Origin of the sequence: Homoserinimonas sedimenticola (genome assembly GCF_026094475.1) — a bacterium.
GTDB classification, from domain to species: Bacteria; Actinomycetota; Actinomycetes; order Actinomycetales; family Microbacteriaceae; genus Homoserinimonas; species Homoserinimonas sedimenticola.
Genome location: NZ_JAPELL010000001.1, coordinates 1,016,326 through 1,029,091, shown reverse-complemented (window position 1 = coordinate 1,029,091; position 12,766 = coordinate 1,016,326). Strand labels below are relative to the sequence as shown.

The window sequence follows — 12,766 nt, the reverse complement described above, 5'->3', positions numbered from 1 at the left end:
CCATGAGAACAGCAGCATCCGCCCTCGGCTTCTACCGCGCCCCCATCCTTCTCGTCTCGCTGCTGGCGGGGCTCATGCTCTTCGTGCCGTTCCTGGTGCTCGTCGCGACCTCGTGGACCTCGGGCGGGCTCCTGCTGTTTCCGCCGCAGGGCTTCTCGCTGCGCTGGTACGAGACGGTGCTGCAGGATCCGCGCTGGATGGAGCCCTTCGCCCTCTCCCTCGCGGTGTCGGCGGCCGCGACGCTGCTCGCGGTGATCTTCGGCACCGCGGGAGCCCTCGCCGTGCTCCGTCTCTCCCCGCGCTCGGCGCGCGTCGTGCGCACCCTCTTCATCGTGCCGATCGCCCTGCCGCCCGTCGCCTACGCGATCGGTCTCTACGGCGTGAACCTGCAGCTCGACGCGCTCCGCAGCAGCTTCGTCACCCTGATCCTCGGCGAGGCGCTCATCGCGCTGCCCTACGTCTTCGTCGTCGTCTCGGCGGCGACGGGCAGGCTCGACCCCAACCTCAGGAAGGCGGCCGTGACCCTCGGGGCCGGGTGGCCGCTCATCCTCCGGCGGGTCGAGCTGCCACTGCTGATCCCCAACATCGTGGCGGGGGCCGTCTTCGGCTTCAGCATCGTCTTCGACGAGGTCGTGCTCTCGGTGTTCCTGCTGCCCCCTGGTGTGCAGACGCTGCCCCTCAAGATGCTGAGCGCTTCGACGGAGGCCTTCTCGCCCGCCCTGACGGCGGCATCCACCATGGTGTCGCTGCTCGCCCTCATCGTCCTCGCCCTCTTCGCCTGGCTCAGCCGGGCGGGCGCTCGCCGCATGCGAAAGGTGTCCACGCCATGACCGTTCCCGTCAAGATTGACCAGGTCGACGTCACGCTCGGCCCCAATCACGTGCTCAAGCGGGTGTGCCTCGACGTGAAGGCCGGCGAATTCGTGACCCTGCTCGGCGCGAGCGGGAGCGGCAAGTCGACGCTCCTCAACGTCATCGCGGGCCTCCAGGGTGTCGACTCGGGGCATGTGCTCTTCAACGGCGAGAACGTCGAGAAGCGTCCGCCGCAGAAGCGCAATGTCGGAGTCGTCTTCCAGTCCTACGCGCTCTTCCCGCACATGACGATCGGGGAGAACGTCGCCTTCCCGCTCCTCGCCGCCCGTCGGCCCGTCAAGGAGCGGCGCGCCGTCGCGGCCGAGATGCTCGAGCTCGTGCAGCTGGGCGGAATGAGCGATCGGATGCCCGCATCCCTCTCGGGCGGGCAGCGGCAGCGCGTGGCCCTCGCGCGCGCCATCGCGGCGAAGCCCGAGGTGTTGCTGCTCGACGAGCCCATGGCGGCGCTCGACAAGCAGCTGCGCGAGCAGATGCAGGTCGAGATCAAGCGCATCCAGCGTCAGGTGGGCATCACGACGATCGCGGTGACGCATGACCAGACCGAGGCCTTCACGATGTCGGATCGCGTCGCCATCATGCACGAGGGATGCTTCGTGCAGATCGACGAGCCCGAGGCGCTGTATCGTCGGCCCGTCACCGAGTACGTGGCGAAGTTCCTCGGTGAGGCGAACCTCTTCGGGAGCGCCGACGGCGTGCTGCTGGGCAGGCCGGGCGCATCCGGATCGACGGGGACCGCGGTCATCCGGCCCGAGGACATGCAGCCGCTTGTCGACGGGGAGTCGGCTCAGGCCTGCGTCGAGGCGACCGTGACGCTCGTGAGCTTCCAGGGGGAGCGCTTCCGCGTCGAGGCGGTGACGCCCGACGGCATGACGGTCATCTCGACGCTGCCCGGCAACACCGACATGGGCCGCCTCGCGGTCGGCTCGCGGCTGCGCTTCGGCTGCCGGCAGCCCGAGCGGGTGCACGTCATCCGCCCGGAGGGTCAGGACGCCGCGCGGGAGCCCGTCGCGGCATGATCGAAACCGTCACGGGAGCAGTGGCCCCCGAGTCGCTCGGCGCGGTCTCGATGCACGAGCACCTGAGCGCCGACGCGTCTCGCCTGTACCGCCCGGGCGTCGAGGTGCTCGACCCCGATGCATCCGTGACGGTGGAGACCGCGGGTGCGCTGCGCTGGAGCCAGCTGGCAGTGCGCGACAACCTGCGGATCGATGACCCGCTCGTGGTGGCCGAGGAACTCACCTGGGCACGCCGTCTCGGTCTTGGCACGGTCGTGGAGGCGACGTCGCTGGGGCTGGGTCCCGGTCCCTCCGCACTGCCAGGCATCGCACGGGCAAGTGGACTCAACGTTGTTGCCTGCTATGGCGCCTACCTCGGCCGCCTCCCCGACTGGTATCGGGAGCTCGACACGGACGGCCGCGCCGAACTCTTCGAGGCTGCCCTCACGCTTGAGATCTCCGGCGCCGGGTTCCGGGCGGGCATGCTCGGGATCATGGGCACGACCGCCGACTTCGCGGCGGAGGAGCGCAGCAGCCTGACGGCGGCGGCGCGGGCGGCCGCAGCGCACGGGGCATCCGTCAGCATCCGACTCGACCCCGACGCGCGCCGCGGCCTCGACGTCATCGAGCACTGTCTGGCGGAGGGCCTCGCCGCCGACCGCATCGTGCTGAGCAATGTCGACGAATACCTCGACCTGCCCTACCTGCGCGAACTCGCGGCGACGGGGGCAGTGCTCGAGATGTGCTTCGGCACTGAGGGAGGCCACCTCGGCCGCGTGCGGAACGCCTCCGACATGGAGCGCCTCGACGCCCTCCTGGCCCTCCTGTCGAGTGATCCGGGCATCCGCCTAGTGCTCGGATGCTCCACCTGGACCAAGGCGCAGTGGCGTCGCTTCGGCGGCCCCGGCTACGCCCACCTACTCGCCCGCGTCGTGCCCGGCCTGCGGCAACTCGGCGTCGCAGGGGAGACCCTCGAGGCCATGCTCGTGCGCGAGCCCGCCCGCATCCTCGACCGCCCCGCGGTCGCCTGAACCAGCAACAGAAGGAGACACCCGTGAGAGACACGCTCTCGCCGCTCAGCGAACTCGAACCCTTTTACGTCGACGGGCAGTGGATCGCGCCCGCAGGCGCCGAGCTCATCCCCGTCGTGGACCCTGCGACAGAGGAGGTCATGACCTCGGTCGTGCAGGCCGACGATGCCCAGGTGGATGCCGCGGTCGCGGCCGCGAAGCGAGCATTCGACGACCGCCGCTGGAGCGGGATGAGCCCGCACGACCGCTCCAGGATCATGCACCGGATCGCCGATCTCATCGAGGAACGCCTCGAGGAGCTCGCGGTGCTGGAGACGCGCGACAACGGCAAGCCCATCGAGCGCTCGCGCGCCGACACCCTCTCGTCGGCGCGGACGTTCCGCTACTACGCGGGTGCGCCCTCGCGTCTCACGGGTTCCGTCGTGCCCGTCGACGGGGGCGACCACCACGTCTACACGCTGCACGAGCCCGTGGGCGTGGCTGCCCTCATCCTGCCCTGGAACTTCCCCATCATGACCGGCAGTTTCAAGCTCGCCCCCGCGCTCGCCGCGGGCTGCACCGTCGTGGTCAAGCCCGCGGAGCAGACGCCGCTCACGATGCTGCGCATCGCCGCGATCTGCGAGGAGGCGGGCGTTCCCGCCGGCGTTGTCAACGTCGTGACGGGCGACGGGCGCGTGGGGGCGCGTCTCACGACGCATCCGGATGTCGCGAAGGTGTCGTTCACGGGCTCCACCGAGGTGGGCCGCAAGGTGATGTCGGCGGCGACGGGCGACTTCAAGCGCCTCACCCTCGAGCTCGGCGGCAAGAGCCCCAACATCGTCTTCGAAGACGCCGACCTGGATGCCGTCGTCGTCACGGCCATGCGCGCCTCCTTCGGCCACTCGGGCCAGATGTGCACGGCGGGCAGCCGCCTCATGGTGCAGCGCAGCATCCTCGACGAGATGACGCAGCGCCTGGCGGCCGCCGTGCGCGCCGTGCCGCTCGGTGACGGCCTTGCAGGCGGGGTGACGGTGGGTCCCCTCGTCTCGCAGGAGCAGCGCGAGCAGGTGCTCGGATACATCGAGAAGGGTCGCGCGGAGGGCGCCGAGGTGCTCGTCGGTGGTGGCGTGCCCGACCGGCCTGGCTTCTACGTCGAGCCGACGCTCTTCACGGGGGTCCGCAACGACATGGTGATCGCCCGGGAGGAGATCTTCGGGCCCGTCGTGGGGATCATCCCCTTCGACGATGAGGATGACGCGGTGTCGATCGCCAACGACACCAACTACGGCCTCGCGGCCGGGGTCTGGACGAAGGACCTCACGCGCGCCCACCGCATGGGGCAGCGCCTGCGGGTCGGCACCGTATGGGTCAACACCTACAACGTCTTCGACCCCGCCCTCTCCTTCGGGGGCACACGCGACTCCGGTCTCGGGCGAGACCTGGGGGAGGAGGCGCTGCGCGCCTTCTGTGAGCCGAAGTCGGTCGTGATCGCGCTCTGAGCGGAGCTGGCCGTGCCTGTGCTGAGCTTTCAGCGCAGGCGCGGTCGGCGGCGATCCCGCAGCAGGAGGATCGCGAGGAGGAGCACGGCGGCGAGAGTCGCGAAGCTCCACGCCTCACCCATCAGCAGGATGAAGAAGCCGCCGAGTAGCGAGCCCAGGGCGTGGCCCACGCTCGTGAGGGCGGCGAAGACGCCGAGACCCGTCGAGCGTCGGCGCGGATGCAGGTGCTCCGTCGCGAGCATGGTGAGGGCAGGGTAGAGGGGCGAGTAGCCGATGCCCACGAGCATCCCGCCGAGCGCGGCGACCGCGAAGCTCTCGGAGACGGCGAGGGTCAGCATGCCGGCGGCCACCATGACAAGCGCCCATCGGGTGACGACCACGGGGCCCAGACGGTCGGTCAGGTTGCTGAGGAGCAGCCGGGCCGTGACGACGCTCACGGCGAAGATCGTGAAGACGTTCGCCGCCCCGAAGATGCCCTCCGAGGCCACGCCGTTGCGGCTGAGGTGTTGGAGTAGGAAGGCGATCATGAAGGCCTCGGACGCCCACGCGGCAAGTGCGACGCCGCCGGGGACCGCAACGGCCCGCAGGATGACGAGCCAGCCCCGCAGCCCCTCGGCAGGGGCCTGCATGGGAATCGCTCCCGTATCGACCTTGACCGGCCCGCGCGTGCGGACGAGAAGGGCGATGAGGAGGCCGGTGAGCTGCAGCGCCGCCGAGGCGATCCAGACGGACTGCTGGCCGATCTCTCGGTAGAGCGCATCGCCGAGTGGGGGACCGAGCGCGAGACCGACCCACACGCTGAGGCCGAAGAGGCCGAGAGCCCGGCCCCGCTCGCGATGGGGGATCTCGGCGACGACCCAGGCGGTCAGTGCGGTCGCGACCGCAGCATTCCCCGCGCCGACGATGATTCTGCTCGCGGCGAGGGTGGGCACCGTGAGGGCGCTCGCCACGAGCACGAGTCCCGCGATCGCGATGACGGATGCCGCGATCAGCACGGGGCGCACGCTCCAGCGGTCGGCGGCCGCCCCCGCGAGCGGCATCGCCGCGATCGACGCGAAGGCAGAGAGGGAGACGAGCATCCCGGCGAGGGCGTCGTCGCCCGGGAGTTCTGCGCCCACGATCCTCGCGATGATGGGGCTGTTGGAGGAGTTGACGATGTTGCCGAGCGTCGACGCCACGACGATGAGCCAGAAGGCGGCTCCGCGCGTCCCACCCTCCGAAATCGACCTCACCACGATATTGTATCCACGTTTGAAATACGTGGATCCACTAAGGGGCTGGAGAACCAATGGTCGACGATACGAGCACCCCCGAGCAGCGCGCACTTGCACTCGGGCTGGACATCCCCGACTACTCGAATCCTCCCTATGGGGGTCGCTACGGCACCATGAAGGCGTATCACCACACGGGCCGGATCCTCATGCTGAGCGGGATGACTCCCGAGGGGCGCGACGGCGTCATGCTTCACCCTGGCCGGATCGGTGAGAACGTCACGATCCAACAGGGCTATGAGGCGGCGCGCAAGACTGCGATTGGGGTGCTCGGCCTGATCCGATACGCGCTCGGCTCGCTCGACGAGGTCGAGAGCATGGCCCGCACCGTGTGTTATGCGGCGACGACGCCCGATATCGTCGACGTCAATGTGGCGGGCAACGGTGCCAACGACCTCTTCCTCGAGGTTTTCGGGCCCGTCGCGGGCAGGGTCGCGAGCGCGAGCATCGGCGTCATGAGCCTCTCGCGGGGCAACTGCTTCGAGATCGTCGCCACCGTCGAGTCCAAGCGCGATGCCGCGGAGTACACGCGCTCCTGAGCTGCGCGGCTCAGCTCCCCGACGACCCACGGCATTCGATGCTGAGCCACAGTTCGAAGCAGTGGTTGTTCGAGAGGGCCGTCGAGCCGATCGAGGCGCGCCCCATGGCACCGACCTCACGCCCGAAGACCTCCACGAAGAGGTCGCTCACGCCATTGGAGACGGCGTGGAGTTCGCTGAAGCCGGGAGGGCAGACGACGAAGCACAGTCCGCGGGAGATCGCGACGACCTCGTCGAGGGAGCCGAGCGCGTAGCGGATCATCCCCAGGGCATTGAGTCCCGTCGCGCGGGCGGCCGCGTATGCCTCCTCGATCGACACATCCACTCCCACCGTGCCGGGGTGGATGAGCGTGCCGTCGCGCAGCTCCGGGGTGAGCCCGCTGAGTTCCAGCAGAGTCCCCGTGCGGTGGAAGGGGCGCAGCGTGCCGTACCGGAGCCCGTACGGGGGGTCGGCGTAGTCGGGGATCTGCAGGCCGAGTTCCCGGGCGCGGGCGTCTGCTGACTGTGGCATGGCTCCTCTTTTCGTCGGGGCGCTCCTCCGGTGCGCGTCGGATTGACACTAATGCATCCAGATCGCATAAGATGGGATCCAATTAGAGGCCGCAGGTCTCACAACGGGAAATGAGGGACCGCGACATGACGACCGGAGTCCAGCAGGCCGCCGCAGGTGTCGACGTGCCGGAGGTCATCGGCATCGACACCGTCGCGGAGCGCGCCCGCACACAGGGCACCAGGACGCGGCGCTACCTCAACGCGGCCGGCGCCGGCCTCGTGAGCGACGGGGTCATGGATGCCGTCGTCGAACACCTCCGCCGCGAGCAGGAGTTCGGCGCCTACGAGGCCGCCAACCTGGTCGCCCCGCGACTCGAACAGGCCTACTCCGATGCTGCCGAGCTGCTGGGCTGCGACGCCGACGAGATCGCATTCCACGACGCCGCCACGACGGGGCTCCGCGTCGTCTTCGACGCCCTGCGCCTCGGGCCCGGCGACACCGTCATCGCGCCCCGCTCGAGCTACGTGAGTCAGGCTCTCCGCCTGCTCACCCTCCGTCAGCTCGACGACGTGTCGCTTGTCGTCATCGAGAACCGCCCGGACGGCTCCATCGACCTCGCTGCGCTCGAGTCCGCCCTCGCCGAGGCCCCCGGCGCGGTCATCAGCGCCGTCCACGTGCCCACCTCCTCCGGACTCGTGGAACCGATCGCCGAGATCGGCCAGCTGGCGCAGCGCTACGGCGCCAAATACATACTCGACGCGACCCAGTCCGTCGGGCAGATCGACATCGACGTCCGTGCGGTCGGATGCGACGTGCTCGTCGCGACGGGACGCAAATTCCTGCGCGGCCCCCGCGGCACCGCCTTCAGCTACGTGCGCCGCGGCTTCCTCGCGGAGCTCAAGCCGTGGGCCCCCGACGTCCGCGGCAGCACCTGGAGCGACGGCGAGGTGTGGACGACCGCACCCACCGCTCGCGCGCTCGAGACCTGGGAGTGCGCCGTCGCCTGCAGACTGGGGCTTGCCGTCGCCCTCCGCGAGGCACTCGACCGCGGGATGGCGGCGACCGAGGCGCACATCTCCTCCCTCGCGGCAGGCCTCCGCGCGGCGGTCGCCGAGATCCCCGGCGTCACCGTGACCGACCCGCCCGCAGCATCCGCTGGCATCGTCACCTTTGTCGTCGACGGGCTCGCCTCCCGGGAGGTCAGCGCGCAGCTTCGCGCCCGCGCGATCGATACGATTGCCATACCCGCCTCGCACGCCCAGTGGGACCTCGGCGAGCGTGGGCTGGACGCGGTGGTCCGAGCATCCGTTCACGTCTACAACGATGAGGCCGACCTCCGATCGCTCATCGAGGCGGTCGCTGAGATCGCGCACGCAGCGCAGGAGAAACAGCAGTGACCGCCCCTTCCACCGAAACCGACGTCGTCGTGCTCGGCCTCGGCATCCACGGCGCGGCCGCGAGTCTCGAACTCGCGCGCCGAGGCCTCAGCGTGATCGGGGTCGAGCAGTTCGCCCCCGGCCACTCGCGCGGATCCTCGCACGGCGCGACCCGGATGATCCGGCGCGCCTACCCCAACGCCGTGTGGAACGAGCTGGTCTCGCGCGCGTACGACGGCTGGGAGCGCTGGGCCGAGATCGCGGGCGAGAGCTTCTACACCGCCACCACCGGCCTCTACGCGCACCGTGGCTCGGGAACCATGCAGGGCGGGCGCAGTCGCCCCGTCGGCTCAGCCGAGGTTGCGGAGCTCATGCCCTCCGTATCGTTCCCGCAGGGGTACGAGGCCGTCTTCGACCTTGACGCGGGCGTGCTCAAGGCGGAGAAGGCGCTCGCCTTCGCCCACCGCGCGGCCCAGGAGCACGGTGCGGAACTCCGCTTCGGGGAACGAGTGGAGGCCTGGAGCACGGATGGCGGCGGCGTCACCGTGACAACGAGCGGGGGCAGCATCCGCGCCTCACGGCTCGTGCTCGCGGGTGGGGCGTGGGCACCGAAGCTCATGCCGCGCTATGCCGAGCAATTCGAGGTGTGGCGCATCGTGACCCTTTCCGCACGTCCCGGCCAGGAGGTCGGACAGCCGCCGCAGCTCGGCTCCTTCTCGGTGGACCTGCCCGAGGGGCTCGTCTTCGGCGTGCCCGCGATCGGCCAAGCGGGAGCCAAGGTGGGAATCGATGCCGGGCTCGTGTGGGACCCCGAGGTTCCCGTCGCGGAGCCCACCCAGGCCGAGGTCTCTCGCCTCGCCGCGCTCTTCGAGAGTTTTGTCCCCGGAATCGACCTCACGGGAGCAGAGGCGGTGGCCTGCCTCTACACCATGACCCCCGACAAGCGCTTCGTCGTTGGCGCACTGCCCGGTGAGCCTGGCGTCATCGCGGCGGCGGCGTGCTCGGGTCACGGCTTCAAGTTCGGCCCCGCCATCGGCGCCGCCGTCGCGGACCTCGTGCAGGGCGTGCCGCGCCCCGACCTCGACTTCGTCTCGCCCGAGCGCTGGGAGGCAGCATGACACCCCGCCGGATCGCAATCGCCGCACCGCACACCGCCGCGATCGAGAGCGCCGAGGCCGCCGTCGCGGCGGGCGGCAACGCGATCGATGCCGCCCTCGCCGCGGCCGCAGCCCTCACCGTCGTGTATCCGCACCAGTGCGCGCTCGGAGGGGACCTCATCGCCCTCCTCCGGCGGCCCTCCGGCGAGGTGACGGCCGTCATCTCCGCCGGCGCCGCGCCCGCGGCCATCGACCCCGCACGCTTCGCGGGTCTTGACCGGATGCCGCCCCAGGGTCCAGACACCGTCACGGTTCCCGGCGTCGTCGCAGGCTGGCAGGCGCTCGAGCGCCTCGGGGCGAGCCTGCCGCTGTCGCACGGTCTCACCCGCGCCGCCGAGCTCGCGGAGAGCGGCTACGCCGTCTCGCCCGGACTCGACCGTGCCCTGCAGGGGCGCCGCGACATCCTTCTCGCCGACGAGGGCATGGTGGGCGTCTTCGGCGACGGCGCTGGCGGGCTCAAGCGCGAGGGTGACGCGGTGACGCAGCCCGCGCTCGCCGCGACGCTACGCCGACTGGCCGAGGATCCGGAGGCGATGTACCGGGGCGAGATTGCGGAGTCGATCTCTGCACGGCTCGTCGCCCTCGGGGGAGCGATGGCGGCATCAGACTTCGCGGAGCATCGCGCCGAGGTGATCGATCCGGTGGAACTCGAGCACGGCGGGGCCCGCTGGTGGGTGGCGCCGCCGCCGACCCAGGGCGTCGTGCTGCTCGGGATCCTCCCCGAGGCTCTCTCCGCTGATGACCCGAGCGACCCCGCGCTCGTCGAGGCCGCCCGCGCCGCCCTGCTCACGCGCACCGCCCAGCTGGGAGACCCGCGCGGCGGAGCGATTGACGTCCCCGCGATGCTCGACCCGCGCGGCCGCTCCGCGGAGGGCCATCTGCCGAGGCCCGGACGGGCGATGGGGGACACGGTCGCGGTTGTCGCGGCCGACTCCGACGGCACCGTCGTGACCCTGATCCAGAGCGTGTACCAGTGGTTCGGCTCCGGCATCCTCGACCCCGCGACGGGCGTCGTGCTGCACAACCGCGGCTCCGCCTTCAGCACCGACCCCGAGCATCCGGCACACGTGGGTCCCGGGCTGCGCCCGCCCCACACCCTCCTGCCGGTCATCGCCGAGAGCGAGGATCTCCTCGTCGGCCTCGGCTGCCAGGGCGGGAGCGCTCAGCCGTGGATCCTCGCGCAGGTGGCATCCGGCGTGCTCGACCCGGCCCGTGACCCGGCCGAGGTGCTCTCGAGGGGCCGCTGGGTGATCGGCGCCCGCGACCTCGGCTTCGAAAGTCTCACCCTGCTCGCCGAACCGGGAACGGATGCCGCGGCCGACGCCGCGGAGGGCCTCGGGCTCGGGACGGCGCGCCGCGACTCCCGCTTCGACGAGGCGGGGCACGTGCAGGTGGCACGACTCCACCGCCACACGCCACGGCTCCTCGACGCCGCCAGCGATCCCCGCGCCGACGGGCGCGCCGCCGTCTTCACCGCACAACAGTAAGGAAAGCCATGAGCGACACTGCACCCCGCCACGTTCTCGACCCCCTGCGTCCCGAGGAGATCTCGAGCTTCGTCGCCGAGATCCGCAAGAGTGACCGCATCGGGGAGCGCCCGCGCTTCTGGGGCATCGCGCTCGACGAGGACAAGGCGGCCGGCTCGGTGGCCGGCGGTGCCCGCCCCGTGCGCGTCGTTGTCATGAACCCGGATGCCCGCGCCGCGTGGGAGGTCAGGGGCTGGACCGCGTCGGCGGACTCGCCCGCCATCATCGAGGGCTGGTCGTCCGTCGACCACCGCCGCCCGGGCGTCTCCTCGGATGAGGCGCGCATGGTGTCGCAGGCGGCACGCAAGTCGCCCCTGCTGCTGGAGGCTCTCGCAAAGCGGGGCATCACGGATGCCTCGCTCGTGTGGGTCGACCCCGAATCGATCACGGGCTTCGAGCCGGAGGATCTCGCGGACCGCCGGCTCTCCTGGGGCACCGTCTGGTACCGGGAGTCGGTCGACGACAACGGCTATGGCCGTCCCGTCGCGGGCCTCGTGCCGATCCTGGACCTCGACAGCCTCGAGGTCGTGCGCATCGAGGACCACGGCGTCATCCCCATGGCGTCGGAGACCAGCATGTACGAGTCGGGCACCTGGGGGCCGGACCGCGAGGTGGCTCCCCTCGACATCATCCAGCCGGAGGGGCCGGGCTTCACGGTCGAGGGTCACCGCGTCTCATGGCAGAACTGGACCTTCCAGGTGGGCTTCACCCACCGCGAGGGTCTCGTGCTCCACGACCTGACCTACAACGACCACGGCACCGAGCGGCCCGTGCTGCGCCGCGCCGCCGTCAACGAGATGTACGTTCCGTACCTCGACAGCGACCCGACCGCCTACCGCAAGAACTTCTTCGACTGGGGCGAGTACGGCGCGGGCCCCCTCACGGCATCCCTCGAGCTCGGCTGCGACTGCCTGGGAGAGATCCGCTACTTCGATGTGACCTACCTCGACGGCTACGGCGAGCCGCAGGTCATCAAGAACGGGATCTGCCTGCACGAGGAGGACGACAGCATCCTCTGGAAGCACGTCAACACCCGCACGGGCACCTCGGAGGTGCGGCGCTCGCGTCGTCTCGTGATCTCGGCCTTCGCGACGGTCGCCAACTACGACTACGGCTTCTACTGGACCCTGTACCAGGACGGCGCGATCGAGCTCGAGATCAAGCTCACGGGTCTCATGTCGGTCTCGGGCATCGCAGATGGCGAATCGCCCCGCTTCGGGCGCATGGTGGCTCCCAATGTGCAAGCGCCGACGCACCAGCACTACTTCGCGGCACGTCTCGACCCAGCGGTCGACGGCACGCGCAACCGTGTTGTCGAGGTGCACGCGGAGGCGGAACCGGATGAGGCGCTCAACCCCTACGGCAACGCGTGCATCGCGGTCGAGACGCCGCTCGAGACCGAGCGCGACGGCGCCCGTCTCGCCGACCCGTCGCGGGCGCTGCACTGGCGCGTCGAGAACGTCGACAAGACGAACCGTTTCGGCGAGAACACCGCCTACCGGCTCACGGTGCCCAACACGGCGCAGCTCTACGCGCGCCCCGGCAGCGTGGTCGAGCGCAAGGCGCCCTTCGTCTCGAAGAGCCTCTGGGTGAGCGCCTACGACCCGGAGCAGCGCTTCATCGCCGGCGAGTATCCCAACCAGGGCGCGCTGGGCGACGACGGCGTGCACCTGTGGCAGCAGGCCGACCGCGGCATCAACGGTGAGCGCATCGTGCTCTGGCCGGTCGTGGGCGTGCACCACTTCCCGCGCCCCGAGCAGTGGCCGATCATGCCGGTCGACAAGATCAGCCTGCGCCTCGAGCCCGACGGCTTCTTCGACCGCAACCCCTCGCTTGACGTGCCGCCCTCCGCATCCAAGCACTGCGGGGCTGGCGCCTCAGGGCTCTCGCTGACGGCGAAGCAGGATGAGGGGTCGTGCCACTGCCACTAGGCGGCGGGTCGGAGTGACGGCGGCCGGGGGGGGGGGGGGGGGGGGCCCCCCCCCCCGGGGGGGGGGGGGGGTGCGCGGGGGGGGGGGGGGGCCCCCC

General features: G+C 70.6%; 11 protein-coding genes. 9 read left to right on the top strand and 2 right to left on the bottom strand.

The features are described from left to right. Positions 1 to 2 precede the first annotated feature (2 nt). From OH146_RS04760 to OH146_RS04745, 4 genes are read left to right on the top strand one after another with little or no spacing between them, the layout of a single operon-like run. Positions 3 to 830 carry an ABC transporter permease gene (locus tag OH146_RS04760; protein ID WP_265157885.1) on the top strand — a complete coding sequence of 276 codons (828 nt, stop codon included), beginning with the start codon at positions 3 to 5 and terminating at the stop codon, positions 828 to 830. Then, entirely contained in the window at positions 827 to 1,888 is a 1,062-nt protein-coding gene (locus OH146_RS04755) for an ABC transporter ATP-binding protein (protein ID WP_265157883.1), read from the top strand. Before OH146_RS04760 ends, OH146_RS04755 begins: the two co-directional genes overlap by 4 nt. Continuing rightward, positions 1,885 to 2,898: a phosphotriesterase family protein gene (locus tag OH146_RS04750; protein ID WP_265157881.1), complete on the top strand. Its 1,014-nt coding sequence runs from the start codon at positions 1,885 to 1,887 to the stop codon at positions 2,896 to 2,898. Before OH146_RS04755 ends, OH146_RS04750 begins: the two co-directional genes overlap by 4 nt. Positions 2,899 to 2,921: 23 nt before the next feature. After that, positions 2,922 to 4,376: an aldehyde dehydrogenase family protein gene (locus tag OH146_RS04745; protein WP_265157879.1), complete on the top strand. Its 1,455-nt coding sequence runs from the start codon at positions 2,922 to 2,924 to the stop codon at positions 4,374 to 4,376. Between the two features lie 29 nt (positions 4,377 to 4,405). Here OH146_RS04745 and OH146_RS04740 read toward each other — a convergent pair whose 3' ends face one another. Beyond that, positions 4,406 to 5,608 (bottom strand): MFS transporter, encoded by a 1,203-nt coding sequence (locus OH146_RS04740; RefSeq protein ID WP_265157877.1) that lies wholly within the window; start codon positions 5,606 to 5,608, stop codon positions 4,406 to 4,408. Between the two features lie 56 nt (positions 5,609 to 5,664). On the opposite strand from OH146_RS04740, the gene OH146_RS04735 reads away from it, so the two are divergent. Then, on the top strand, positions 5,665 to 6,186 hold the full coding sequence (locus OH146_RS04735; protein ID WP_265157875.1) for a RidA family protein: 522 nt from the start codon (positions 5,665 to 5,667) through the stop codon (positions 6,184 to 6,186). Between the two features lie 10 nt (positions 6,187 to 6,196). Here OH146_RS04735 and OH146_RS04730 read toward each other — a convergent pair whose 3' ends face one another. Continuing rightward, entirely contained in the window at positions 6,197 to 6,697 is a 501-nt protein-coding gene (locus tag OH146_RS04730; protein WP_265157873.1) for a RidA family protein, read from the bottom strand. Between the two features lie 125 nt (positions 6,698 to 6,822). On the opposite strand from OH146_RS04730, the gene OH146_RS04725 reads away from it, so the two are divergent. Genes OH146_RS04725 through OH146_RS04710 form a run of 4 tightly spaced genes read left to right on the top strand, consistent with a single transcriptional unit; the run spans position 6,823 to position 12,669 of the window. Further along, entirely contained in the window at positions 6,823 to 8,076 is a 1,254-nt protein-coding gene (locus OH146_RS04725) for an aminotransferase class V-fold PLP-dependent enzyme (protein ID WP_265157871.1), read from the top strand. Continuing rightward, the gene (locus OH146_RS04720) at positions 8,073 to 9,173 is read left to right on the top strand and encodes an FAD-dependent oxidoreductase (RefSeq protein WP_265157869.1); all 1,101 of its coding nucleotides are present in this window, start codon (positions 8,073 to 8,075) and stop codon (positions 9,171 to 9,173) included. Before OH146_RS04725 ends, OH146_RS04720 begins: the two co-directional genes overlap by 4 nt. Next, a complete protein-coding gene (locus OH146_RS04715; RefSeq protein ID WP_265157867.1) occupies positions 9,170 to 10,699 on the top strand; it encodes a gamma-glutamyltransferase in 1,530 nt (509 codons plus the stop codon). Before OH146_RS04720 ends, OH146_RS04715 begins: the two co-directional genes overlap by 4 nt. Before the next feature lie 8 nt (positions 10,700 to 10,707). Next, positions 10,708 to 12,669, top strand: coding sequence for a primary-amine oxidase (locus OH146_RS04710; RefSeq protein WP_265157864.1), 1,962 nt, complete (start codon positions 10,708 to 10,710; stop codon positions 12,667 to 12,669). The last annotated feature ends 97 nt before the right edge of the window (positions 12,670 to 12,766 follow it).